Origin of the sequence: Bacillus sp. Root920, assembly GCF_001429445.1 — a bacterium.
GTDB classification, from domain to species: domain Bacteria; phylum Bacillota; class Bacilli; order Bacillales; family Bacillaceae; genus Bacillus; species Bacillus safensis.
In genome coordinates, this window is sequence record NZ_LMJV01000008.1 from 174,612 (window position 1) to 200,043 (window position 25,432).

At 43.9% G+C, this 25,432-nt stretch carries 20 protein-coding genes; 16 read left to right on the plus strand and 4 right to left on the minus strand.

The genetic code is table 11. The annotated features are described in order from the left end of the window. Window positions 1-29: 29 nt before the first annotated feature. The 3 genes from ASE42_RS14545 (at window position 30) to ASE42_RS14555 (ending at window position 3,772) form a co-directional block, all read left to right on the plus strand. Window positions 30-1,913: an ABC-F family ATP-binding cassette domain-containing protein gene (locus ASE42_RS14545; protein WP_056767628.1), complete on the plus strand. Its 1,884-nt coding sequence runs from the start codon at window positions 30-32 to the stop codon at window positions 1,911-1,913. A 186-nt stretch (window positions 1,914-2,099) separates the two neighbouring features. Then, the gene (locus ASE42_RS14550) at window positions 2,100-2,525 is read left to right on the plus strand and encodes a MerR family transcriptional regulator (protein WP_024424586.1); all 426 of its coding nucleotides are present in this window, start codon (window positions 2,100-2,102) and stop codon (window positions 2,523-2,525) included. 56 nt (window positions 2,526-2,581) lie between these two features. Next, window positions 2,582-3,772, plus strand: coding sequence for an MFS transporter (locus ASE42_RS14555; protein ID WP_056767631.1), 1,191 nt, complete (start codon window positions 2,582-2,584; stop codon window positions 3,770-3,772). A 47-nt stretch (window positions 3,773-3,819) separates the two neighbouring features. Here the strand turns inward: ASE42_RS14555 and ASE42_RS14560 are convergent, their stop codons facing one another. Continuing rightward, the gene (locus ASE42_RS14560) at window positions 3,820-5,373 is read right to left on the minus strand and encodes an ABC-F family ATP-binding cassette domain-containing protein (RefSeq protein WP_025092670.1); all 1,554 of its coding nucleotides are present in this window, start codon (window positions 5,371-5,373) and stop codon (window positions 3,820-3,822) included. 152 nt (window positions 5,374-5,525) lie between these two features. Here ASE42_RS14560 and ASE42_RS14565 point away from each other — a divergent pair, with 152 nt between their 5' ends. Continuing rightward, the gene (locus ASE42_RS14565) at window positions 5,526-6,668 is read left to right on the plus strand and encodes a DEAD/DEAH box helicase (RefSeq protein WP_056767634.1); all 1,143 of its coding nucleotides are present in this window, start codon (window positions 5,526-5,528) and stop codon (window positions 6,666-6,668) included. A 37-nt stretch (window positions 6,669-6,705) separates the two neighbouring features. Here the strand turns inward: ASE42_RS14565 and ASE42_RS14570 are convergent, their stop codons facing one another. Beyond that, window positions 6,706-7,710 carry an NADP-dependent oxidoreductase gene (locus ASE42_RS14570; protein ID WP_024426643.1) on the minus strand — a complete coding sequence of 335 codons (1,005 nt, stop codon included), beginning with the start codon at window positions 7,708-7,710 and terminating at the stop codon, window positions 6,706-6,708. 120 nt (window positions 7,711-7,830) lie between these two features. Continuing rightward, window positions 7,831-8,208 (minus strand): YfmB family protein, encoded by a 378-nt coding sequence (locus ASE42_RS14575; RefSeq protein WP_024426642.1) that lies wholly within the window; start codon window positions 8,206-8,208, stop codon window positions 7,831-7,833. A 221-nt stretch (window positions 8,209-8,429) separates the two neighbouring features. Here ASE42_RS14575 and ASE42_RS14580 point away from each other — a divergent pair, with 221 nt between their 5' ends. Beyond that, window positions 8,430-8,777 carry a general stress protein gene (locus ASE42_RS14580; RefSeq protein ID WP_024424592.1) on the plus strand — a complete coding sequence of 116 codons (348 nt, stop codon included), beginning with the start codon at window positions 8,430-8,432 and terminating at the stop codon, window positions 8,775-8,777. 959 nt (window positions 8,778-9,736) lie between these two features. After that, window positions 9,737-10,393, plus strand: coding sequence for a class I SAM-dependent methyltransferase (locus ASE42_RS14590; protein WP_024424594.1), 657 nt, complete (start codon window positions 9,737-9,739; stop codon window positions 10,391-10,393). Between the two features lie 35 nt (window positions 10,394-10,428). Here the strand turns inward: ASE42_RS14590 and ASE42_RS19380 are convergent, their stop codons facing one another. Further along, window positions 10,429-10,554, minus strand: a complete 126-nt coding sequence (locus ASE42_RS19380; RefSeq protein ID WP_254968622.1) for a hypothetical protein — start codon at window positions 10,552-10,554, stop codon at window positions 10,429-10,431. A 119-nt stretch (window positions 10,555-10,673) separates the two neighbouring features. Here ASE42_RS19380 and ASE42_RS14595 point away from each other — a divergent pair, with 119 nt between their 5' ends. From ASE42_RS14595 to ASE42_RS14640, 10 genes are all read left to right on the plus strand, one after another. After that, window positions 10,674-11,399, plus strand: a complete 726-nt coding sequence (locus ASE42_RS14595) for a GTP cyclohydrolase II (RefSeq protein WP_024426639.1) — start codon at window positions 10,674-10,676, stop codon at window positions 11,397-11,399. A 32-nt stretch (window positions 11,400-11,431) separates the two neighbouring features. Beyond that, window positions 11,432-12,235 (plus strand): formylglycine-generating enzyme family protein, encoded by an 804-nt coding sequence (locus ASE42_RS14600; RefSeq protein WP_044335455.1) that lies wholly within the window; start codon window positions 11,432-11,434, stop codon window positions 12,233-12,235. Between the two features lie 4 nt (window positions 12,236-12,239). After that, window positions 12,240-13,997 carry a WD40 repeat domain-containing protein gene (locus ASE42_RS14605; protein ID WP_044335453.1) on the plus strand — a complete coding sequence of 586 codons (1,758 nt, stop codon included), beginning with the start codon at window positions 12,240-12,242 and terminating at the stop codon, window positions 13,995-13,997. Window positions 13,998-14,280: 283 nt separating this feature from the next. After that, window positions 14,281-15,363 carry a bifunctional diaminohydroxyphosphoribosylaminopyrimidine deaminase/5-amino-6-(5-phosphoribosylamino)uracil reductase RibD gene (gene ribD / locus ASE42_RS14610; protein WP_056767639.1) on the plus strand — a complete coding sequence of 361 codons (1,083 nt, stop codon included), beginning with the start codon at window positions 14,281-14,283 and terminating at the stop codon, window positions 15,361-15,363. 112 nt (window positions 15,364-15,475) lie between these two features. Then, window positions 15,476-18,544 carry an exosporium glycoprotein BclB-related protein gene (locus ASE42_RS14615; RefSeq protein ID WP_056767642.1) on the plus strand — a complete coding sequence of 1,023 codons (3,069 nt, stop codon included), beginning with the start codon at window positions 15,476-15,478 and terminating at the stop codon, window positions 18,542-18,544. Window positions 18,545-18,683: 139 nt separating this feature from the next. Further along, window positions 18,684-20,279 carry a sensor histidine kinase gene (locus ASE42_RS14620; RefSeq protein WP_056767646.1) on the plus strand — a complete coding sequence of 532 codons (1,596 nt, stop codon included), beginning with the start codon at window positions 18,684-18,686 and terminating at the stop codon, window positions 20,277-20,279. 3 nt (window positions 20,280-20,282) lie between these two features. Further along, window positions 20,283-20,978: a response regulator gene (locus ASE42_RS14625; RefSeq protein ID WP_056767862.1), complete on the plus strand. Its 696-nt coding sequence runs from the start codon at window positions 20,283-20,285 to the stop codon at window positions 20,976-20,978. 3 nt (window positions 20,979-20,981) lie between these two features. Then, complete coding sequence (locus tag ASE42_RS14630) at window positions 20,982-21,959, plus strand: tripartite tricarboxylate transporter substrate-binding protein (protein ID WP_056767649.1); 978 nt, start codon at window positions 20,982-20,984, stop codon at window positions 21,957-21,959. Window positions 21,960-22,305: 346 nt separating this feature from the next. Continuing rightward, complete coding sequence (locus tag ASE42_RS14635; protein ID WP_056767653.1) at window positions 22,306-23,604, plus strand: citrate:proton symporter; 1,299 nt, start codon at window positions 22,306-22,308, stop codon at window positions 23,602-23,604. 177 nt (window positions 23,605-23,781) lie between these two features. Beyond that, window positions 23,782-25,413, plus strand: coding sequence for a M14 family metallocarboxypeptidase (locus ASE42_RS14640; RefSeq protein ID WP_056767656.1), 1,632 nt, complete (start codon window positions 23,782-23,784; stop codon window positions 25,411-25,413). The last annotated feature ends 19 nt before the right edge of the window (window positions 25,414-25,432 follow it).

The window sequence follows — 25,432 nt, forward strand, 5'->3', positions numbered from 1 at the left end:
AAGGAAGAATCTATGTAAGGGCTGATAAAATGAGTTTATTGAATGTTGAAGGATTATATAAAACCTATGGCGAGAAAACGCTGTTTGATCATATTTCGTTTCATATAGAACCGAAGGAGCGCATCGGATTGATTGGACCAAATGGTACAGGGAAGTCAACGCTTCTAAAGGTGATCGCAGGACTTGAATCTTTTGAGGAAGGTGACATCACGAAAGCAGGGACACTTGATATCGAATTTCTTGAGCAAGATCCTGAAATGAGCGGAAATGAAACGATTCTTGACTACATTTTTTCAGGAACGGCACCAATGATTCAAACGATGAAGGCGTATGAACAGGCACTCGCTGATTTAGAGCATGACCCGCAAAATGAGGCAAAACAAGAGGCGCTGATGCGCATGCAAAACCGAATGGATCAGGAAGACGCTTGGGATGCGAACCTTTCAGCCAAAACGATTTTGACAAAGCTTGGCGTGAAAGATGTGAGCCGCTCTGTACATGCATTATCAGGCGGACAGAAGAAACGTGTCGCCATTGCTAAAAATTTAATTCAGCCTGCAGGTTTGCTGATTTTAGATGAGCCAACCAACCACCTTGATAATGCCACCATTGAATGGCTTGAAGGATATTTAAGCCAATATAGCGGTGCTGTCATTCTCGTGACGCACGATCGTTATTTCTTAAACCGGGTGGCCAATCGAATTTATGAGTTAAATCAAGGACAGCTTTATACGTATAAAGGAAATTATGAAGTCTTTTTAGAAAAAAGAGCGGAGCGGGAAGCAGAGGCTCAGGTAAAAGAAACGAAGCGTCAAAACTTGCTTAGACGAGAGCTTGCATGGCTGAGACGAGGAGCAAAAGCAAGAACGACAAAGCAGAAAGCACGAATCGGCAGAGTCGAAGAGCTGAAGGATCAAAAAGGGCCTGATGCGAAGGGAGAGCTTGATTTTGCCATCGGCTCGCACCGCCTAGGAAAACAAGTGATCGAGGCAGAAGACTTATCGATTTCATTTGCTGGCCAGACCCTTGTGGAGCGGTTTACAGATTTAGTCGTGCCGGGTGATCGTATCGGATTCATCGGACCGAATGGAGTCGGCAAAACCACTCTGCTGAACTGTTTAGCGGGTAAAATCGAACCGACTTCTGGACAATTGACCATTGGACAAACCGTTCGTATTGGCTATTACACGCAGGATCACAAGGAAATGAATGATGAGCTGACCATCATTGAGTATATCAAGGAAACAGCTGAGATTGTCAAGACGTCTGATGGCGCCATTGTCACAGCAGAGCAGATGCTGGAGCGCTTCCTTTTCCCAAGATCGATGCAGCGGACGTTTATCCGTAAGCTGTCAGGGGGAGAACGCCGCAGATTGTATTTATTGAAGGTCTTAATGGAAGAACCGAATGTTCTCTTTTTAGATGAGCCGACGAACGACCTTGATACAGAGACCCTCAGTATTTTAGAGGATTATTTAGAGCAGTTCCCTGGCGTCGTCATCACCGTGTCCCATGATCGTTATTTCTTAGACCGAGTGGTTCACCGTCTGCTTGTCTTTGAAGGAAATGGCCGCATTTCACACTTCCAAGGTGCTTACAGCGATTATATGGAACAGGAAAAAGAGCAGAAGCGGACAGAGACAAAGCCTGCTGAAAAACAAGTAGAAGCTGCGCCGAAAAAGAGAAAAAAACTTTCTTATAAAGACCAGCTTGAATGGGACGGGATTGAAGACCGGATACAAGCATTAGAAGAAAAACATCAGCAGCTCGAAGCCGGCATTGCGGAAGCAGGCAGTGATTTTGGGAAAATTCAAGAGCTGATGGACGAACAAAAAGCCGTTGCGGAAGAACTAGAACAAGCAATGGACCGCTGGACAGAACTGTCGCTTATGATTGAGGAATTAAATGAATAAAGAAGTGGAAATAAAAAACCTGTAGAGCGATCTACAGGTTTTTTTGATAGGAGCATTTGGCATACGCATCATGCTGGTGGATGGATTCCTCATTACGGCACTCGATTTGGTTAAAACTTTGACGTTTACGTTAAGGTTATAAAGGTGTATAATAAAACATGAATTGATGAGCAGGAGGCACTGGTGATGGAATGGATGAAAATTGATCAAGTGGCGAAAAGAAGCGGACTAACAAAACGGACGATTCGTTTCTATGAAGAGATTGGTTTATTATCAGCACCAAAGCGGACAGAGGGCGGAGTCAGACTTTACTCAGAGGACGACATGGAAGAGCTAGAGAAAGTGATGCAGGCAAAAGAGGTACTCGGCTTTTCTTTACAGGAGCTTCAATCGTTTATGGAAATCGGAAAGCAGCTAGAGCTGAATAAAGAAGGCTACTTGCTGTCGCTTGATCCGAAGGAACGATTAGAGAAGCTGTTAGATATTGAGGCGCAGCTGACTGTGCAGCATCAATTGATTTCAAAAAAGCTTGAAACCATTCAATCCTTTAAAAAGGATCTTGAAGCGATGAAAGAAAGAGCGGCTCATGCAATTGAGCAATTACAAAAATAAACACCTCTGCGTGTTTATTTTATTTTGTCAACATTTGAAGGAAAGGTTCTGATGGAATGAAGGAAGAAGAAGTGTTGAAACAGCGTACAAGTCTGCTTAGGCAGCCAAAAGCCGTTTGGGCTGTTGCCTTTGCGTGTGTGATTTCGTTTATGGGAATAGGACTCGTGGACCCGATTCTGCCAGCCATTGCATCGCAATTACATGCATCTCCAAGTCAGGTGTCTCTTTTATTTACAAGCTACTTACTTGTAACCGGCTTTGTGATGTTTTTCACCGGCTTTATTTCTAGCCGGATTGGTGCGAAATGGACATTATTAGTAGGACTCATTTTTATTATTGTTTTTTCTGCTTTAGGAGGTACTTCTTCAACGATTAATGAATTGATTGGCTTTAGAGGCGGATGGGGCATTGGGAATGCTTTATTTATTTCAACTGCACTCTCTGTCATTGTCGGTGTATCTGTTGGAGGAAGTGCGAAGGCCATTATTTTATACGAGGCAGCATTAGGTCTTGGGATATCGGTTGGACCGCTGCTTGGCGGTGAGCTTGGAACAATTTCTTGGCGCGGGCCTTTCTTTGGCGTTGCCGTGTTAATGCTCATTGCACTTTTAGCGATTACCTTTATGCTTCCACCTATGCAAAAGCCGCAGAAAAAAGTGAAATTTTTCGAGGCTGTCGGGGCGTTAAAATATAAAGGACTTTTAACGATGGCATCTGCCGCTTTCTTATACAATTTCGGTTTCTTTGTGCTTTTAGCGTATTCACCATTTGTGCTCCATCTTGATGAGCATGGACTTGGTTATGTCTTTTTTGGTTGGGGGCTATTCTTGGCTGTGACCTCTGTCTTCTCAGCGCCGGTCATTCATCGCAAACTTGGGACATTGACTTCACTTGTGGTTCTGTTTGCTTCGTTTGCTGTGATCTTATTCGGCATTGGGGTATGGACGTCTCATGTTGTGGTCGTGATATGCGGAATTGTCATTGCTGGGGGAATTCTCGGTATGATCAATACAGTGCTCACAACAGCTGTGATGGGGTCAGCACCGGTTGAACGTTCAATTGCTTCATCCTCTTACAGTGCTGTACGGTTTATTGGGGGCGCGATTGCTCCTTGGATTGCCGGAGTTCTCGCTGAATCGTATACAGCAAGTACACCTTATTATGTCGGGGCTGCTGTTGTTCTTCTAGGCATGATTATTCTGCTCCTTGGACGTAAGCATTTGGTGAATATCCAAACAGGTCATTAATTAGAAAAAGGCCTTATATCTTTTGAAGATATAAGGCTTTTTTGTCGTTATAATACTTTTGTCGTCCAAGATTCGCAATTCCAAGTTTCGGTTGCCACATCTTGATAAAATTCAGGTTCGTGAGAAATCAATAAGACGCTGCCTTTATATTCTTTTAAGGCGCGTTTTAGTTCTTCTTTTGCATCGACATCTAAATGGTTTGTCGGCTCATCGAGAACAAGTAAGTTGGTTTCTTCGTTGATCAGCTTGCAAAGACGGACCTTTGCTTTTTCTCCTCCGCTTAATACAGACACACGGCTTTCAATATGTTTTGTCGTTAATCCGCATTTTGCAAGAGCGGCTCTGACTTCGTATTGCGTGTAAGAAGGGAAGGTGCTCCATACTTCTTCAATACAAGTATTGCTGTTTTGCTCTTTTACTTCTTGCTCAAAGTAGCCAATATGCAAGAATTCTCCACGTTCCACCTCACCAGAAATAGGTGTGATTTCCCCAAGAAGACTTCGGAGCAGCGTCGTTTTTCCGATACCGTTAGCACCGTACAGCGCAATTTTTTGCCCGCGTTCCATTTTCAAATTCAATGGGCGGGAGAGCGGTTCATCATAACCGATGACCAAATCTTTCGTTTCAAATATCAGTTTCCCAGACGTACGTGCCTGTTTAAAGTGGAATTCTGGTTTTGGTTTTTCTGCTGCCAGTTCAATCATATCCATCTTATCCAATTTCTTTTGACGGGACATCGCCATATTTCTTGTGCTGACACGTGCTTTGTTTCTTGCGACAAAATCCTTTAGTTCAGCCACTTCCTGCTGCTGTCTTTTATAGGCTGCTTCAAGCTGCTGCTTCTTAACTTCGTACACTTGTTTAAATTGATCATAATCACCAACATAGCGCGTGAGCTCTTGATTTTCAACATGATAAATCAAGTTGATGACACTGTTTAAAAACGGAATATCATGTGAAATGAGGATAAACGCATTTTCATACTCCTGTAAATAGCGCTTCAGCCATTCAATATGCTGCTCATCCAAATAGTTGGTCGGCTCATCGAGAAGGAGAATTTCTGGCTTCTCTAACAGCAATTTTGCTAGCAGGACCTTCGTACGCTGACCGCCGCTGAGCTCCGTCACATCACGGTCCAATCCGAGATCCGTTAAGCCAAGACCTCTTGCAATCTCCTCGACCTTAGAATCAATGATATAGAAATCATTGTTTGTCAGTGCGTCCTGAATGACGCCAACTTCCTCTAACAGCTTTTCCAGCTCATCAGGATCGGCTTCACCCATTTTGCCATAAATGTCATTCATCGCAGCTTCCATTGAAAATAAATAATGGAATGCATCCTGAAGGACTTCACGGATCGTTCTTCCTTTTTCTAGCACGGTATGCTGATCAAGGTAGCCGACACGGACATTTTTCGCCCATTCGACTTTTCCTGCATCTGGCTCCAGCTTGCCAGTAATAATATTCATAAACGTTGACTTTCCTTCACCGTTGGCGCCGATTAAGCCGACATGCTCGCCTTTTAATAAACGGAAGGACACTTCGTGGAAAATGGCTCTGTCGCCAAAGCCATGACTTAAATCTTTAACAGATAATATCATTTTTTACACCTCAAATAGATTCAAAACGGCTAGTGCCTCTCATGATTATATCGAACTGTCCGGCTCGATAAAAGCATCAAAAGAAAAATTGCGTTTCAAAGCTGATTTTGAGATACTAAAGGATAGATTGAATGAGGATAAAGGAGATCGACATGACGGAAAATTGGGCATTTTTGAAAGAAGCAAAGCCATTTATTCAGGAAAATTTTCAAGCGGCTGGCTTCGAAAAACCAACAGCTATACAAGAAAAAACAGCAGAGTGGATTACGGAGAAGCGTGATGTGATCGCAGAATCGCCAACTGGAACGGGGAAGACACTTGCGTATGTACTGCCGCTTTTAAATAAAATTGATGTCAATATCAAGCATCCGCAAGTCTTAATCTTGGCACCTTCAAGAGAGCTTGTGATGCAAATCTTTGATGTCGTGCAAGAGTTCAAACAAGGATCAAACATCAAAGCGGTTTCCTTGATTGGTGGAGCGAACATCAAGAAGCAGCAAGAAAAATTAAAGAAACATCCGAACATCGTTGTGGCGACACCGGGCCGAGTACAAGAATTAATCAAAATCAAGAAACTGAAAATGCATGAAGTCAAAACGATTGTATTAGACGAAGCAGATCAGCTTCTTGTGCCAGAGCATATGAAAACGATCCAAGGGATCATTAAGTCCACATTAAAAGAAAGACAAATCCTTTGTTTTTCTGCAACGTTGAAAGAAGAAACCGTTCAGCTGATCAAAGAAATGACATCTGAACCAGAAGTATTGAAAATTGCTAGAAGCGAGGAAGAAGCGCAGAAAGTGAGTCACTATTATCTGTTATGTGATCAGCGTGACAAAGTGAAACTGCTGCAAAAGCTATCACGGCTTGAGGACATGCAGGCGCTCGTTTTTGTGCGTGACATTACGAACTTAAGCATTTATGCAGAGAAATTAGCGTACCATCATGTCGACCTTGGTGTCCTTCATAGTGAGGCAAAAAAAGCTGAACGTGCTGTGATCTTGAAATCATTTGAACAGCGTGAATTCTCGCTCCTCCTTGCAACAGATATTGCAGCAAGAGGAATCGATATTGATGATCTACCATATGTGATTCATGCAGATATGCCAAATGAAGAGGGCTACATTCACCGTTCAGGCAGAACCGGACGCGCAGGAAAAGAAGGCGCAGTCATCAGCCTTGTCACACCTCAAGAGCAATCAATGCTGAAAAAAATGGCGAAAAAGCTGAATCTTTCGCTTGAAGAAATTGTGTATAAGCAAGGCCAGCTGCACCTTGCGCCCAAGCAGGCATAAGAAAAGGACCCTCCATTATTGGCAGGGTCCTTTTTTGTTATGAAATTTTGACAAGCTGTTTTCCGACATTTTCCCCTTTGAATAGTCCAAGGAATGCATCAGGAATGTTGTCAAAGCCTTCAATGATTGTTTCTTTATATGTGAGTTTGTCTTCTTTTACCCATTGTGCGAGATCCTTCGCTGCCTCTCCAAAACGATCTGAATAGTTGCCAACGATGAAGCCTTGCATCAATGCGCTTGTTTTGATGAGTTTTGTTTGCACACGCGGCCCGATGTCCTCGCTTGCGCTAATATTATAAGAAGAAATGGCGCCGCACACTGGAATGCGTGCAAAACGGTTTAAATGATTCATCACCGCATCTGAAATCTCGCCGCCTACATTGTCAAAGTACACATCAACGCCGTTAGGACAGGCTTTTGCAATGGCATCATCTAAATCATTTGTTGTTTTATAATTAATCGTTTCATCAAAGCCCAATTCTTTTAAATAAGCGAGTTTATCATCAGATCCGGCAATTCCAACGACGTGTGCGCCTTTGATCTTAGCGATTTGTCCTACAACAGAACCAACAGCTCCTGCGGCTCCAGAGATGACAACCGTCTCGCCTTCTTTTGGCTGGCCAATCGCAAGCAGGCCGAAGTAAGCGGTTTGCCCTGGCATGCCCAAAATGCCTAAATAATAGGACAATGGCGCAATGGACGGATCAATTTTAGTCAGAGATTCAGCTTTGGCAGTGGAATATTCTTGCCATCCAAGGAATCCAAGGACAAAATCACCCTTTTCAAATTGAGGCGATTTCGACTCAACGACTTCTCCGACGACACCGCCCTGAATCACTTCATTTAGCTTGAACGGAGGTGTATAGGATTTTGTATCCTGCATTCGTCCTCTCATATAAGGATCTACAGAAACATATTTCGTTTGAATCAAGACCTCTCCATCTTGCGGCACAGGTATATCTACTGTTTCAAAATGAAAAACATCTTTTGTAGGTAATCCTTTTGGACGTTTAGCTAATTGAATTTGCTTTTGTTGACTCATGTAAAATCCTCCCTTTCACTTACAGCCTAGATTTACATTAACATGATGCTTCTTTTCGTTCAAAACATACGGTCTTTTCAAAACACACACAAAAAAGCAGCCGCCATCTCATCGAAGGGACTACTTTTTCTGAAAAGATACAGAGAGGAGCGGCGGGAGACAGCCAAACAGCTGATACACATCCGCATCACGTTCTTTTAACAAATATTCGTTTGCATTTTGCATGGAGGCTTTCATCATATCGCGCGTCACAAAAGGAAAAAGGATATTCAAGTATGAGGACAACATGTCTTGTGGATCTTGTTCAATTGACTCGATATCTCCAATGTTAATAATGATGGAAAAGAGATAATCAATGGAGATGTGAAAGTGCTGTTCGGCAAACAATGTAAGCGGCTTTGTATTTGCTTCTTCAGGATTCCACTTTTGAAAAAGCTGTTTCACCAAATCACTGACAACCCAAGCATTAAACTGCTGCTCCGCTGAAAAGTAATACATCAGCTCTCCCTCATTTCTAGCCTCCAGTATAAGAATTGTACAACAAATCAACAGGATTGAACATAATAATTCAGAAAATTTAGTCATTTTTACAGGCTTTTTGTCAAAAATAAGTCGATAGACATGGTACGTCGATCAAGCAATTTGGATGTGCTCGTGGAAGGTTTAATGTCAAAAGTGACGGGTAAAAGATTCGTAAGACGTTAAAGGAGGAATATAAAATGAAACCTGTTGTAAGAGAGTATTCAAATGATGAAACACTTCAAAAAGATGTAGAGCAATTAAAGGCACTCGGTGTTGCAAGAGAGGACATTTATGTTCTGTCCCATGACGATGACCGAACAGAGCGTATTGCAAGTAATGCAGATGCCAATACGATTGGCTCAAGAGAAGTTGGACTCAAACATGCGGTTGGGAACATCTTTAGTAAAAAGGGCGATGAGCTCCGCAATAAAATTCATGAAATTGGTTTCTCAAAAGAAGAAGCTGAGACATTTGAAGAACATTTAGACGAAGGGAAAGTCCTTCTCTTTGTCACAGATCATGAAAAAGTGAAAAACTGGGCGTAAACGCCAACCGAAAAAGCCTCTTACTTTTGTAAGGGGCTTTTTTTCATGCTTCCATGTCTGAAAGAGAGACATATATCTTTTTTACGATATTAAGTAAATACAGAAGTATGGAATAAATAGTAAACTCTCTAATTGAAAATGCCGTTATACCAATGAAAATCAAGAAGAATCAGAAAAAATAGTCGAAATATCACAAAAAACCATTCGGGAAATAATCATTGTATCTTTCTATTTTGATTTAAAATTAAATAAAAAACTTGTGTAATTTAGTAGATAAATTTCTTAGTTCTATTGGTTTAAGTTGTATTTTTGTGTAGAAATAAGTGTTTTAAGGTCAAAAAACCACGAAAATTACCTGTATTTTCAATTAGAAAATTCATTTTAATGTTTAGGAAATAATTTGTTGACAAAATAAACTAAAAACAATATATTTGGCTTAATCCAGTCATTATGGAATTAGTTGTTAAATTTCCGGCAGGTTTATTCGAAGCATAATCTAGTGAAAGGGGGTGGCAAGAACCAAAGCGTAAGCGCCTCTTAGATACAAAAATGTCTACTAGAACTGAACAAATCGTCGTTTACTTGAAGAAAAAATGATCGCCATTCTAAACAGTAGATTGATCTTTCTACTAAAAGCACAGTGTAAGAGATTGTCCAAAAGACGTTAAGTCCTTATAAAAAAGAGAAAGCGGTTTCAATAAGAAATGTGAGTTGATCGAACGGTAAAGGAGGTGAACTCATATGAAAAAAAGAGAGAACAAGCTGAGGCGGTGCGGCCTTCGAACGGCTGCATATGAGGATGAATGCTGAAAAAGAAGAGTGAACATGTGGGGTGCTTCTCTTCTTTTTCAGAAAAACAGATTTTCCTAAAAAATCCATCTTTCATTTTAACATAAGGTTTTTGGCTTGAAAACCACCTTTGCCCGAAAAGAAGATTGTGAATTGAAGGAGGTTTCATGATGAAAAAGGCTTTGTACCATGAAGACAGTGGATTGTATTTAGAAAAGATGCGCATGGCATTCCAAGAGCATTATGAGCAAAGAACAGATATGTGGTCTACTGATCCATCCTTAACAGACGCAGCAGTGATGTCATTAAAGGCATGGCGTTCAAGGGAAAAGAATGCACTTGCTTCTGTGCTGGATATCGGGTGCGGCAACGGCCGTGCACTAGAACATTTAAGCGGGCTTTCCGCATATGTCGGTATCGACCTGTATGAGCATGAGGAGTGGGAAGGATTACAGAAAAGAGAAACAGTTCCTGTCCATTTTGTTCATCAAGATTTTATGTCATGGTCCATGGATCAGGGACGCGGGATGCAGTTTGATTTAATTTTAGATCATGGCTGCTTTCATCATCAACATCCTGATGATCATGAACGTTATTTAAAACAGGTCTCTTCTTTACTTCATGAAGGCGGTGTCTTTTCACTTGTTGTCTGGGGAGAACAGTGGAAAACAGGATTAATCGGAGAAGATGGCCGTTTCCATTTTTCATTTTCAGATTCTCAGCTTGGCGAAAAAATTTGTACATCAGGTCTTGAGCTTGTATCCATATCACCGTTACAAGCGAAGGCTGGAATAAGCCAGCATCATGTCATTGCCGTCAAAATCTAGTACAAAGGTGAGTGATTCAAAGCTAGCAGAGGAGTTCATGGGAAGAAAGAGCGTCTGCCAATCAAGAGCGTTTGCTGCTCTGACAGAAAATAAAGCATATGAACCAAAATTTCTGCTCCTTTGTACTGGAAAAGGACAAGGTCTAAAACGATGAGAGACATCGCACATCCATTTCCTTCTGCGGGAGCACACAAGCTGAGGGGTGCGTACACATATTCATCACTCCATCACTGCGCTATGGGAGTCGATTTGGGTGCAGTGATGAATAGGGGGGAGACTAATGAACAAGTTTGTAGATGAATTACAATCAATGATTCATCATTTTACCTTTCAAGATAAACACTATTTGCTCGTGGGGCCTGTGAATTTGCCAATTTCCATTCAACATGAAGAAGTGCCATTTAAGTGGTATGCCTTCGCGCCTGTTGAACGGGATACAAAACCAACGATCGAATCGATTGTCCAAATGAGTACCGCGCAGCAAACCTTTTCCTCTTGTCTCTTATTTGGCGACTTTGAAAATGAACGGCCGCCGCTTGTGCGAATCCATAGTGTCTGCCAAACAGGAGATGTGTTTGGGTCACTGAAATGTGATTGTGGTCCACAGCTTGCATTATCGCTGAAGAAAATCACCGATTACGGAAAAGGCATGCTTGTGTATATGGCCAATCAAGAAGGTCGGTCTATTGGGCTGATGGCAAAAGCGTTGACGTATAAATTACAGGAGATGCAGCTGGATACTTTTGAAGCCAACCGCCTGATCGGCTGCGGGGATGATGATCGGCATTACGAGGAAGCAGCAGCTGTTTTGCACTATTTAAACAAAGGAAAACCATTGCATTTACTAACGAACAATCCAGATAAAGTCGATTCTATTGCAGCTTTCGGTCTTCCTGTTTTGCGGTTTGATCATACGGTCGAAGCCTCTCTCTACAATGAAGCCTATTTAAAGGCAAAAGCAGCCTCAGGGCATATGGTCGATGAGAAGAAATTAATTAATCAATAGACGAGTTTATTGAAAGAAGGCGGGAGAAAAGCGTGAAACCTGATATCAATTGGATTCAAATCCCAAGCGGCTATGCAACGATTGGAAGTAATGAAGAAGATATGAAAAAGGCAGCAGAATTCTGGAAGGACAAGCTGCTCAATCCAACCTACGGCCGTGAGAAAAAATTTCAAAAGTGGCTGTACAAAGAATTTCCATCCTATCAGCCGTATATCAACGAATTTTTTATCTCAGATACGGTCGTCAGCAATGAACTGTATCAAAGCTATTGTGATGAAACAGGCCAGACATACCCGGAGAGTTTAACGAACGAAGAGCTTGGCGGGGGAAAAGATCATCCAGCTTGGGGCATGGACATTGAGGATGCCTTCTCGTTCTGTCAGTGGCTGAGCGGGAAACTTGGGATTGATGTTTCGATTCCTACTGAAGAAGAATGGGAGTATGCTGCCCGGGGAAACACGAGAAATCAATACCCGTGGGGAGATGAGTTTGATCCTTCTTACTGCAATACGCACGAATCAAATATTGAAAAAACGACGCCTGTCCGTCATTACGAAAAGGGCCGATCCTTATTTGGTCTTTATGATATGGGGGGCAACGTCGAGGAATGGGTCAACACCAAATATCACGTTTATGAAGGCGGCATCGAGGTCGTCGATGATTTAACGGAAACACTCGGAAATGATTACTATATTTTAAAAGGCGGCTCTTTCGCAAGAGGTGGAGATTTATGCAGAGTCGCAAGAAGACACGGGAAGCACCCAGATCCCGTTTTTCGATTTACTGGTTTTCGTTTAGTGACTCGTCAAAAACAACATATAAAGGTGGGAGTGTAAAACTATGCATAGAGGACCAATTACATCTGTTTTATCAACTCAGCACGACCAAATTGTTTACACTGGCGGCTATGACCGCTGTATTTATCAGTGGAACCGGGCGACGGGAGAAGGAACGTTTATTGGCAGTCACGAGCATATCATTAACTCTTTATCTCTTTCTGAAAACGGAAAGTATTTAGCGAGTGCATCGTCAGACTATACGATTCAATTGTATGATACAGGCACAAATACCCGAATCCGCACGTTGTTTGGTCATGCAGATGATGTAGAAGCCGTCGCTTTTGCGAAGCAGGATACTTTGCTTGTATCCGTGTCCAGAGATAGAAGATGCTTAGTCTGGGATATCGAAACGGGTGCTATTTTAAGAGAATTCCATGGCCATAGCAAAGATGTATTAGCTGTATGGATACATGGTGATAAAGCTTATACAACAGGTGATGATGGATATGTCCTTGTATGGCTGTATGAAACCGGAGAAATTGTAGGGGAAATCGGCCCGTTTGATTATGAGCTCGATACAATCAGCGGCAGCAATCAAAAAGAAGTATTCGCACTTGGCAGAGATGATGGCACCGTTATTATTTACGATGCAGCGACTTTACAGGAGAAGAAAATCATCAAAGCCCATTTACAGGGCGTCAAGCGCGTGAATTTTTCTCCAAGCGGCAATTACTTGCTGACAGCAGGCTACGACCATTTAATTAAGCTGTGGAATTATGAAACAGGTGATTTAGTCGATACACTGCTGCCTCATAAATATCAGTGGGAGCGCTCGCTTGTCTGGACAGAGGATGAGAAGTCAATACTAGGAGCCAGCTTTGGAAAAACATATTGTGAATGGTCGATCGAAAAGGGCAAAGTCATATCAGATGAGATCGAAATGGCGACACCATCTATCAATGATATTGCGCTGACTGATGCGGGTGATATTATTACCGCATCAGATGATGGAAAATTCAGAAAAAATGGGATTGAAATTGCCAAATCGACGGGCGTTTTAACAAATGGAGTAGCTGTTGCACGGGATGGAAGCTATTATGCGTGGGGAGACCATGCAAGTCAAGTGCATATTGTTCATGAGTCATTACAGCAAATGGTTTCGTTTGATCTTAACACAGGTCCGGTCAACAGCGTGTATTTTCACGAGGAGGATCGTCAATTTTATATTGGAACTTACGGCGGTTATGTCCATGTCATTTCGACAGAACACTTAAAAGAAATCGGCCGTTCCAAAGCACACGATTGTGCAGTTAAAGCATTAAAGGTAGAAGGAGATCTTATCATCACAGCAGCAGTTGAAGGAACCATCTGTCTTTTAGATAAAAAGAGTTTGTCCTTAAAAGCGGAATACATTGGTGCGACAGAGCTGTTAAATGATGTCTTTATTGATAGTAAACGAGACCGTATCGCCATTGTCAGCCGCGACAAGAATGTGAGATTGTTTGATTTGCATACAGGAAGAATTTTAGACCAGCATAACGAACACCAGTATTCGATTAAATCGGTCACAGTCACAGACTCAGGCTATATTGTAAGCGGTGATTATTGGGGCTATATCGTTGTGTGGAATCCAGAGCTGGATGTCAACACCGGCCCAATTAGAATTGCCCAAAATGGGATTAGTGCCATCAGACAATTAGGCAATGATGTATATGCAAGCTCATATGACGGCGGGATTTATCACGTTCGAGAAGATGGGACGCATACCGAAGTATTACGCTTATTTGAACAATTTCCGAAAGAAGTAATCTCTCATTAAGAAAAAGAATGTAAGCGGGGGATTCTCATGATAAGTGTTTGCAAGGAACATATGAAAAAAGGTCTGTCTGTACTCAATTGTCCGCATGTGCTCCTCATTAATAAATATGAATGTCGCAAATGCTGTTTTTGTAAACAACGAGCATCTTATAAACTTTTTTATTCCTTGCCTTACTATGATCGATCTGAAAAGAAACGGATGGAAAAAATATAGCACATGAGAATAGAACTCCTTCATTCCCTGAAGGAGTTCTTTCCCTTGAAAGAGAGGAAAGGAGACTTACATGAAAGACGATGTTTTTTATATGAAGCTAGCGATTGCCAACGCAAAGGCCATGAAAGGACAAACCTCGCCAAATCCGCTTGTCGGGGCAGTGGTAGTCAAAAAAGGAGAGATCGTTGGAATTGGTGCTCACATGAAGGCGGGCGAGCCGCATGCTGAAATTCATGCGCTGCAAATGGCAGGAGATAAGGCGAAGGGGGCTCATATGTATGTGACGCTCGAACCTTGTTCGCATCATGGAAAAACAGGTCCTTGCTCAGAAGCCATTATAAAGAGCGGGGTGAAACGTGTGGTCATTGCCACTGGGGACCCAAATCCACTTGTAGCAGGTAAAGGGGTCACGATGTTGAAACAAGCAGGGATAGAAGTAGAAGAAGGGATATGTAAGCGGGAAGCGGACAGCTTAAATCTTCCTTTTTTTCATTCGATACAATCAGACCTCCCGTATGTCATATTAAAAACAGCCATTTCATTAGATGGGAAAATTGCAACAGCTCATCAAGAAAGCAAATGGATTACAGGGACAGAAGCGAGGAATGAAGTGCAGCAATTACGTCAAGAAGCAGATGCTGTCATAACAGGCGTCGAAACCATTATTCAAGATGATGCAGGTCTTATTGTAAAAGATTCATTCGTGACACAGCCCATTCGTGTCATTTTAGATTCCACCTTAAGGATTCCTCTTCATGCGAAATGTTTAAATGATCATATGGCAGAAACCATCATTTGTACCTCAAACAAGTACGATCAAAAAAAATACCATCAACTGGTGCAAAAAGGACATCAAGTGTTTGTCACAAGCGGAGAAAATCGGACAGATCTTCATGCGGTGTTACGTATGCTGAAAAGGCGCTCTGTGATGTCGGTGCTTGTAGAGGCGGGAGGCAGTGTGAGCGCATCCTTTTTAGAAGCGTCCCTTGTGAACGAAGTCATTATTTATATGGCACCATTATTAATTGGGGGGAAAGATGCACCTACTTTCTTTGAAGGAGAAGGTACGAAAACATTAAAAGAAGCCATCCGGCCGGTAGATATGGATTATAGTATGGTAGGAAAAGATTTGAAAATGACGATGAGACTTTAATGAAAGAAGGACCTTGTGCATAAAGTGCAAGGTCTTTTGATTATTTTAAAAAAATAAAAGTGTACATACACCTTTCCCAGTCATGATGAATACGATGGATGGGGGTGATTCCATGAAAAGATGTAGGCAATGTGGTAAGACATATCCAACTCATTCGACAGACCACTACCAAAAAGGAAGCTGGTATGATGCGTATAAGGATGATGGCTGGGAATGTGATAGTTGTAAAAAAGGGATATCAGAAAAGCCAAGGAAACCAGTGAAAAATCCTTGCTGCGGAAAAGATCCTTGTGTTTGTGTGATTCAAGGTCCGCCAGGCGGGAGAGGAAGAAGAGGCCCAGCAGGTCCAGCGGGTGCAGTGGGTCCAGCGGGTCCGGCAGGCCCAGCAGGTCCAGCAGGTCCAATCGGTCCAACAGGCGTAGGTTTAACAGGCATCTTGGTATTTGATCCAGCAGTAGCACCAACCTACCCAGTAGGGCAAGTGGTGACATACGATGGCAGTACGTACGTCGTCAATTCAGTACCGCCATTAGGTACACCGGATACGTCGGCAGATTATACATTATTAGCTGCAGCGGGGGAAACAGGTACAGGGCCAACAGGTGTCACAGGAGATCCAGGTCCAACTGGAGCCACAGGAGCCACCGGCGTGGGTTTAACTGGGGTTGTACCGTATGATGCTGCAGCAGCACCAGGATATCCATTGGGGCAAGTGGTGACATATGAAGGTGGAACGTATCTTGTGAATACAGCATCACCAACAGGTACACCAGATACATCACCAGATTATACGCTTTTAGCCGCTGTAGGCGCGACTGGCGTTACAGGCGCTACCGGTACGGGAGCAACAGGAGAAATTGGTCCAACCGGAGCAACCGGCGTCACGGGAGCAACAGGAGAAATTGGCCCAACCGGAGCCACTGGTGTTACAGGAGCGACTGGAGAAATTGGCCCAACCGGAACTACTGGCACAGGAGTCACAGGAGCAACGGGTACCACCGGTGCAACCGGAGCAACCGGTGTCACAGGAGCAACTGGTGATACGGGAGCCACAGGAGCCACCGGTGCCACAGGGATTACAGGAGCGACGGGAGTAGGTCTAGCCGGCGTCACAGCGTTTGATCCAGCGGCAGCGCCGACATATCCAGTAGGTCAAGTGGTAACATATGAAGGAGGAACTTACCTCGTCAATACGGCGCCGCCAACAGGTACACCTGATACGTCACCAGATTATACGTTATTGGCCGCTGCAGGAGCGACTGGCGTTACGGGAGCAACAGGAGAAATTGGCCCAACCGGAGCCACTGGTGTTACGGGAGCGACGGGGGAAATTGGCCCAACCGGAGCTACTGGCACAGGAGCAACAGGGATCACAGGCGCGACAGGAGCAACTGGTGCAACCGGCGTCACAGGAGCAACTGGTGCAACTGGGATAACTGGTGATACAGGGGCAACAGGAGTGACCGGAGCGACAGGTGTCGGTTTATCTGGAGTTGCAGCGTTTGATCCAGCAGTAGCGCCAACCTATCCAGTAGGTCAAGTAGTGACATATGAAGGTGGAACATATCTGGTCAATACAGCGCCGCCAACAGGCACACCGGATACTTCTCCAGACTATACGTTATTAGCAGCCGCAGGCGCGACAGGTGTCACGGGAGCGACAGGAGCAACTGGGATAACCGGTGATACAGGAGCGACCGGAGCAACCGGCGTCACAGGAGCCACCGGGGTAACAGGAGATACGGGTGTAACCGGCGTCACAGGCCCAACTGGAGCAACTGGGATAACCGGTGATACAGGAGCGACCGGAGCAACCGGCGTCACAGGAGCAACCGGCGTCACAGGAGCCACCGGGGTAACAGGAGATACGGGTGTAACCGGCGTCACAGGCCCAACTGGAGCAACTGGGATAACTGGTGATACAGGGGCAACAGGAGTAACCGGTGTAGGATTAACTGGTATTCTGACATTTGACCCAGCAACAGCGCCAACCTATCCAGTAGGTCAAGTGGTGACATATGAAGGTGGAACCTATGTTGTGAATACAGCGCCGCCAACAGGCACACCGGATACTTCTTCAGACTATACGTTATTAGCAGCCGCAGGCGCGACAGGTGTCACGGGAGCGACAGGAGAAACTGGTGCAACCGGTGATACAGGAGCCACGGGAGTCACGGGTACAGGAGCAACCGGTGCAACTGGATTAACTGGAGCAACGGGCGTCACAGGAGCCACCGGGGTAACAGGAGATACGGGTGCAACTGGAGTAACCGGAGCAACTGGGGTAACGGGTGATACAGGTGCGACTGGAGTCACAGGTGATACAGGTCTCACCGGAGCAACTGGAGTAACCGGAGCAACAGGCGCCACGGGAGTGACCGGTGCAACTGGATTAACTGGAGTAACCGGAGCGACCGGTGTCACAGGAGCCACGGGAGCCACAGGTTTAACCGGCGCAACCGGAGCAACTGGAGTAACAGGAGCCACGGGAGCCACAGGTCTAACCGGCGCAACCGGAGCAACTGGATTAACTGGAGTCACCGGAGTTACAGGTCTAACCGGCGCAACCGGAGTTACCGGCGCAACGGGTCTAACCGGTGCAACAGGCGCCACGGGAGTCACAGGTACAGGAGCAACAGGCGCCACCGGTCCAACAGGAGTGACAGGATCGAGTGCGATCATTCCGTTTGCTTCAGGTACACCTGCTGTCCTGACAACAATTGCAGGCGGTCTCGTTGGAACATCCAGCTTGATCGGATTTGGTAACTCAGCGACAGGTGTCAGTATTTTAGGCGGAGTGATTGATTTAACCGGCGCTGCAGGCACTTTACTCAACATGGCGTTCTCAGTTCCTAGAGCCGGAACAATCACATCATTTGCCGGCTATTTCAGTACGACAGCTGCTCTTTCTTTGCTTGGCACAAGTATTACGGTCACAGCTAGTTTGTTTGCTTCACCAACACCAAATAACAGTTTCACTCAAGTAGCGAGTGTCACTTTAGCACCAGCTTTAACCGGTGTTTTAACGCTGGGTGCAATTGCAAATGGTATTGCGACTGGTCTAAATGTACCAGTCACACCTGAAACACGATTGCTTGTTGTATTCTCCGCATCAGCTACAGGTCTATCCTTAGTGAATACCGTAGCAGGCTATGCGAGTGCTGGTTTATCGATCACGTAATAGGCATACAGGGACGACTCGATTTTGAGTCGTCTTTTTTGTTTGAAAGAATTTTCTCTTAACTTAGTAAGAAAAAATGATATCATTTTCTTAGAGTCTATTCGGTGAATCTACTGAATTAGGGGTTGTAGCGGTGAGAATGGGCAAAAGGAAAGTCACTTTACAAACGAAAATTTTGGGGTTAATTATCGGGCTTTTGCTTGTTGTCATTGCATTATTAACCATTTGTTTTGGTTTTTTGCAGACATCAGAAAGGCAGGGGCAAGCTGAACAGCTGGCGGTGCAGACCGCTAGAACGATATCATATATGCCGCCCATTAAAGCATCGGTGGCTCTATCAGCGTCCCAAAATGAAGAACAGGCAGTGCTTGAGCAAATGAAGGAGCAAGTAAGAGCTCATGCCATCTTCATTACCAATCGAAAAGGAAAGGTCCTTGTTCATACGAATCATGAGGACGTAGGAAAAACCATCAGTGTTTCGGAAGGAAGAAGTACTCTCTTATTTGGAGGAACCTCCATATCAACTGATGATTCTAATGGTGAAACCGTTGTCAGAGGCAGTGCACCCATTATGAAAGAAACAGAGGGGCATGAAGAAATTATCGGCACAGTCACCGTCGAATTTTTAAAAAAGGAAATTGATCAAGCGACAGCTCATCAGCTATTGAAGCTTAGCTATATTGCCCTTCTCGTGCTTTTGCCTGGCATATTCGGTGCGATTTTTTTAACGAAGAGTATTCGCAAAGATACATTAGGGCTTGAGCCGCATGAAATAGCTTCGTTGTATCGAGAAAGAGAAGCGATGCTGCTCGCTATAAAAGAAGGGATCATTGCGTTTGACCAGAAAGGCGCGATTACGATGATGAATACATCAGCTGAGCACATGCTGCGCGTCTCATCAAAGCTGCCACTTCATATTGATCAAGTCTTGCCAAATGCCAAACTTCTTCTCTATTTAAAGGCAGAGACGATTGAACCTAACATCGAAACCGTCGTCAATGATAAAACCTATGTCTTAAATGTGAAAAAAGTAATGCAGGATCATCGAGTATTCGGAGGGATTGTGAGCTTCAGAGAGAAAACAGAGCTGACGAAGCTGCTGGATACATTAACAGAGGTCAGCCAATATTCAGAAGACCTAAGGGCACAAACGCACGAATTCTCAAATAAGCTGTACGCCATCTTAGGCCTGCTTGAGCTGAATCAAGTCGATGAAGCCATCGACCTAATTAAAGAAGAATATCATCTGCAAAACCGTCAGCACGATTTACTCATGAAGCAGATTCGGTCTCCTAAAATACAAGCCATCTTACTTGGCAAGTTAGGGAAAGCATCAGAGAAGAAAGTCCATTTCCACATTGATGAAAATAGCTCACTTGAGCCGCTCCCAGCTCATTTAAGTCTATCTCACTTTATCACCATCATTGGCAATCTCGTAGACAATGCTTTTGAAGCTGTATTAAATAAGGAGAAGCGCGAGGTAGACCTATTCATCACAGATATTGGGTTTGATATTATCATAGAAGTGTCAGATTCAGGTGATGGAGTGAATGAAGAGGAACTGTCACAGATTTTCACAAGAGGCCATTCGTCAAAGGGAGAAGGACGAGGCTACGGGCTTGCGAATGTGAAAGAAGTATTGGACGAGCTTGGGGGCTGGATTGAAGTTGCGAACCAAAAAGAAGGCGGTGCCATCTTCACTGTATACATACCGAAAGGCACAAAGGGGGAATAGATGGTGATTAAGGTACTCATTGCGGAGGATGATTTTCGAATCGCTGCCATTCATGAATCTTATATACAAAAGATAGAAGGATTTAAGGTCGCCGGAAAGGCAAAGAGTGCAAAGGATATGTGGGAGGCGCTCCAAAGGGAACAAGTTGATCTCATTTTGCTTGATGTCTATATGCCTGATGAACTCGGCACAAACTTGCTGCCGCTTTTAAGAGAACGCTGTCCTGAAGTAGATGTGATCATTATCACGGCTGCAACGGAAACGACGCTTTTAAGAGATGCGCTTCATTACGGAGTGGTTCATTATTTAATCAAACCGGTGACCGCACAAAAGTTTGCACAAGTTTTAACCGAATATAAAGAGAAGAAAGACATCATCAATTCAAAGGATGAAGTCAATCAAACGATGATTGATTTGTTTTTTGGGCAGATGCAGGAAGAGCCAAAACAAAGGGATGACAGAGATCTCCCCACAGGCATCAATTCACTGACCTTGGACAAAGTGAAAACATTGATGACATCAGAGAATAGCGGAATTACAGCAGAAGAACTCGGGGAAAAGATGGGCGCATCACGTACAACTGCGAGACGGTACGTAGAGTATCTCGTGACAACAGGGGAATGCCGGGCAGAGCTTGCATACGGAATCATTGGCAGACCTGAACGTAAATATTACCCTGCCAAACAAGCGGAGTCTTAAAAGATGAAAAAAGGAATACTTTTTGTGATCGTGCTCTGCCTTTGTATGACACTCACCTTCAATGAAAAAAAAGCCGGAGACTCTTTCCTACAGCAAAGCTCCTTATATATTGTGGTGTCGGGTGTACCAGATGGAGGATTTGACCAAACGGCTCAGGTGATGAAATCAGTGCTTGAACAAGAGAAACTGGTGAACCGGCCTGTGAACATTCTTTATCAAAGAGGCGGAACGGTGGATAAAGGATGGACATACATGATGGAGCGAGAAGCCAACTATATCAGTTTAAATTCAAGCTTATTGTTAAGCCGTAATTTACTTGGCAGCAGTAACGTGACGATGAATGATGTGACACCGCTGGCAATCCTTGCAGAAGAGTGGCAGGTCGTCGCAGTCCCGATGGATTCTCCTTTTGCAAATGGGAAGGAGCTGTTACACGCCCTCAAGAAAAAACCAGATTCCTTAAAAATTGGGTTTGCCCCTGACTTTGGAAATGATGATCAAATCTCATTCGCCCGGGCAGCAGAAATGGCAGGGATTGATCCCTATCGCATTCAATTTTTGAAATTTGACAGTGCAGATGATTTATTTCAGGCGCTCATCAACCATGAAGTGGATGCAGCAACGACTACCATTACAGAGGTTCGTCATGATTATGAAAAAAAGAGGCTGAAGCTCGTAGCGACGACAACCAGCCAGCGCTTAGATGGATTTGAAGATGTGCCGACATGGAAAGAGCAGGGCATTCCGCTCATCTTCTCCCATTGGCGCGGTGTGATGGGCTCTAAACAAATGAGTCAGCATGACATTCGTGAATGGGATCAGCTTCTTCAAAAAATGACGGAAACGAAGTCCTGGAAAAAGCGATTAAAGCAAAAGGGCTGGACAAGTCGTTATATGAACAGCAAAGAGGCAAAGATCTTTATGGAAGATCAATTAAGGCAATATGAGCAATTGATACAAGGAGAACAAGCGGTCGAGTGAGACCGCTTCCAGCGTGTAGCCAAACCCTTGCATTCGTTGTCATTCCTGCGTGCCGGTGTTCACGAATCTATATTCGCTCCGCTCCAGTACTCATCCTTCCTAGACTTCGAAGGTTTTCTATCACGCTGAAAAGAAGACAAAGGGCTAAAATAAACCCTTTGTTTTTTTCATGGAATCAAAAAGCCCAATGGTTGAACAAAATGAACAAAAAGCATTTATCGACCGAAAAAGAATTAAAATTCATAATATTTACTTCAATTCACACCTCAGATATGATGACAAAAAGGGTTGGAAATGGGATACCAACACATTAATGAAAGCGTATACAATATAAGGGGTGAACAATATGTTAGCAATCTTAGGATTTCTTATGATGATTGTATTTATGGTTTTGATTATGACGAAACGTATGTCTGTTTTAACGGCATTGGTGTTAACACCAATTGCATTTGCTCTTATTGCAGGTTTCCATTTTACTGAAATTTCAGACATGATTGTCAAAGGCGTGCAACAAGTCGCACCAACAGCGGTCATGATCATGTTTGCGATTTTGTACTTTGGCATTATGATTGATGCGGGTTTATTTGACCCAATGGTGGCGAAAATTTTAAAAATCGTTAAAGGCGATCCATTAAAAATCGTGGTCGGAACAGCTGTCCTGACGATGCTTGTTGCACTTGATGGTGACGGAACGACAACGTATATGATTACAACAACAGCGATGCTTCCACTATTTACGCTGCTTGGCATCCGTCCAATTATTTTAGCGGGTATTGCCGGGGTTGGCATGGGAATTATGAATACAATTCCATGGGGAGGAGCTACACCTAGAGCGGCGAGTGCACTTGGCGTTGATCCTTCACTTTTATTTGGACCGATGATTCCAGTCATTGGTGCAGGGGTTCTCAGTATGATTATTGTTGCTTATTTTCTTGGAAAAGCCGAAAGAAAACGCCTTGGTGTGATTGAACTTGAACAGCCGATTCATGCAAATGAAATGGCAGCGGCACTGCAAGATGACATCAAACGGCCGAAGCTTTGGTGGTTTAACCTGGCGCTGACTTTGTTATTGGTGCTGCTGCTTGTATCAGGTAAAGTCAGCTTAACTGTTCTATTTGTTCTTGCTTTCTGTGTGGCGATCATCGTGAACTATCCGAACTTGGATCAGCAGCGTGAGCGAATTGCCGCTCACTCAACAAACGTTTTAGCCATTGCTTCGATGATTTTTGCGGCAGGTGTTTTTACAGGTATTCTAACTGGAACGAAAATGGTCGATGAAATGGCGATTTCGATTGTATCTGCAATTCCAGAGCAGCTTGGCGGCTTTATTCCAGTCATTGTCGCATTAACAAGCGGGATCTTTACTTTCTTTATGCCGAATGATGCATACTTTTATGGCGTACTGCCGATCCTATCAGAAACAGCGGCAGCATACGGTGTCGATAAAATTGAGATTGCCAGAGCCTCTATTATTGGTCAGCCGATTCATATGTTAAGTCCACTTGTTCCATCAACTCATTTACTTGTTGGACTTGTTGGCGTATCACTGGATCAGCATCAGAAATTTGGGATGAAATGGGCTGTGCTGGCAGTCGTCGCTATGACCGTCATGGCGGTTCTCATTGGGGCCATTTCCATCTGGTAAATAAAAAAGTGTCTGCTGCGGGCAGGCACTTTTTTTAGGTCATATTGCCGGGCAGGCTCCATTCATTTGCCCTAGACAAAGACATGCCTGTTCCTCCAAAAGATTTATTTTTGAAAAATACTGACACTTTTTCTGTTTTTTTCTTTATAATGCAAATCAACGAAGGGAGAGGATAGCATGTCCAAACGAAAAGGCACGATTCTTTTTGCTGCTGCATGCCTCTTGGCAGGCAGTTTGTCGATGGTGAGCCCAGCTTCAGCTCATGCAGAAACCCCTTATTATGGAAAGAGTTATGAACAACCAGCTTCAGTGAAAAAGCTATACCCTAAGCCTGACGAGACGTTTGATACCCCTGCCTTTCAGAAAAAAGAAGAAGCATTTACGACACAAGAAGAGCTTCAAGCTTTCTTACGAGACATTGTCCGCAAAAGTCCTTACGCCACGCAGAAACAAATTGGAACATCCATTGAAGGTAGATCCATTCCGGCCCTGTACTTTACAAAGGATCGCTCCATCACGCCACTTTCAAAAAAGCCAACCATCTGGCTCCAAGCACAAATACATGGAAATGAACCAGCCTCCGGTGAATCTGCTCTCGTCATTGCAAAACGATTAGCAGGTGAAGAAGGAGAGCGTATACTCAATCATGTCAATATCATCATTGTCCCAAGAATCAATCCTGATGGTTCTTATGCGTTTGACCGCAGACTGGCAAACGGATTAGACGGAAACCGTGATCATATGACATTAGAGTCTCCAGAACTGACAGCCCTGCATCAAGAATTTAATCGGTATGCGCCAGAGGTGGTTATTGATGCCCATGAATACGATGTGGGTCAAAAGCAGTTTGAAGATATCGGTTCATCAGGCGCTCTCAAATATCATGATTTGCTTATTCTTTCAGGTAAGAATTTAAACATTCCTGAAAGCATCCGGCTGACATCAAATGAGTTATACGTTAACGGAGTTCGTGAAACGCTGACGAATAAAGGATTTTCTAACGATTTGTATTATACAAACACAAGAGGAAAGGATGGAAAGATCGACATCTATGAAGGTGGAACGGATGCGCGAATTGGCCGTAATGCCCTTGCACTTTCGCCAGCCCTGTCATTTCTTGTAGAAAGCAGAGGGATTGGGATTGGAAGAGAGGATTTTGCCCGCCGCGTCGCTGCACAAGTAGCCACCCATGAAAAAATCATTGAGACCACGGTGAAACATGCCAAACAGGTGAAGCAGCAAATGGTGACGGAGCGGCTGAAGCTGGTCAAAAAAGGACTGCAGCCAAATGATGATGATCAGGTGGTCATTCAAGACGATTTCCAAGCACCTGTCAATGACTCGCTGGAAATGGTCGATATTGAGAAAGGACAAACAACTCAAGTTCCTGTACGCTTTCACAGTGCGAGCGATGCTGTTCCCGTCTTAACAAGAGAACGGCCGACAGCTTATCTCATTCTTCCGGGGCATGAAGGAATAGAGAGGAAACTCAGAACATTAGGATTAAAAAGTGTCACATTGCCGGCTGGCATGAAAGTGCCGGTACAAGCCTATCAGGTGACAAAGCGAGAGGAAAAGAGCAAAACAGATATTCAGCTTGAAACAAAACTCGTTGACAAGAAACGTCAGCTGCCAAAAGGAACAAAGGTATATGTCACGGCACAGCCGCAAACCAATTTGCTCTCACTTGCCCTTGAACCAGAATCAAAGGACAGCTATATGTCATCAGGGTTTATTGCTTCAAAAACAGGTGATGAACTGCCAGTCTATCGTTTCGTGCTTCCTCAAAAGACGTTAGGTATTCAATAAAAAAGGACTAAAATAAAGA

Coding starts and splice junctions, on each gene's coding strand:
- ASE42_RS14575 (WP_024426642.1), bottom strand. CDS start 8,208: ATGTATTACTTTTCAGCGGAGCAGCAGTTTAATGCTTGGGTTGTCAGT.
- ASE42_RS14630 (WP_056767649.1), top strand. CDS start 20,982: ATGAAAAAAGGAATACTTTTTGTGATCGTGCTCTGCCTTTGTATGACA.
- ASE42_RS14565 (WP_056767634.1), top strand. CDS start 5,526: ATGACGGAAAATTGGGCATTTTTGAAAGAAGCAAAGCCATTTATTCAG.
- ASE42_RS14580 (WP_024424592.1), top strand. CDS start 8,430: ATGAAACCTGTTGTAAGAGAGTATTCAAATGATGAAACACTTCAAAAA.
- ASE42_RS14590 (WP_024424594.1), top strand. CDS start 9,737: ATGAAAAAGGCTTTGTACCATGAAGACAGTGGATTGTATTTAGAAAAG.
- ASE42_RS14550 (WP_024424586.1), top strand. CDS start 2,100: ATGGAATGGATGAAAATTGATCAAGTGGCGAAAAGAAGCGGACTAACA.
- ASE42_RS14615 (WP_056767642.1), top strand. CDS start 15,476: ATGAAAAGATGTAGGCAATGTGGTAAGACATATCCAACTCATTCGACA.
- ASE42_RS14555 (WP_056767631.1), top strand. CDS start 2,582: ATGAAGGAAGAAGAAGTGTTGAAACAGCGTACAAGTCTGCTTAGGCAG.
- ASE42_RS14545 (WP_056767628.1), top strand. CDS start 30: ATGAGTTTATTGAATGTTGAAGGATTATATAAAACCTATGGCGAGAAA.
- ASE42_RS14635 (WP_056767653.1), top strand. CDS start 22,306: ATGTTAGCAATCTTAGGATTTCTTATGATGATTGTATTTATGGTTTTG.
- ASE42_RS14605 (WP_044335453.1), top strand. CDS start 12,240: ATGCATAGAGGACCAATTACATCTGTTTTATCAACTCAGCACGACCAA.
- ASE42_RS14640 (WP_056767656.1), top strand. CDS start 23,782: ATGTCCAAACGAAAAGGCACGATTCTTTTTGCTGCTGCATGCCTCTTG.
- ribD (WP_056767639.1), top strand. CDS start 14,281: ATGAAAGACGATGTTTTTTATATGAAGCTAGCGATTGCCAACGCAAAG.
- ASE42_RS14570 (WP_024426643.1), bottom strand. CDS start 7,710: ATGAGTCAACAAAAGCAAATTCAATTAGCTAAACGTCCAAAAGGATTA.
- ASE42_RS14595 (WP_024426639.1), top strand. CDS start 10,674: ATGAACAAGTTTGTAGATGAATTACAATCAATGATTCATCATTTTACC.
- ASE42_RS14620 (WP_056767646.1), top strand. CDS start 18,684: ATGGGCAAAAGGAAAGTCACTTTACAAACGAAAATTTTGGGGTTAATT.
- ASE42_RS14560 (WP_025092670.1), bottom strand. CDS start 5,373: ATGATATTATCTGTTAAAGATTTAAGTCATGGCTTTGGCGACAGAGCC.
- ASE42_RS19380 (WP_254968622.1), bottom strand. CDS start 10,554: ATGTCTCTCATCGTTTTAGACCTTGTCCTTTTCCAGTACAAAGGAGCA.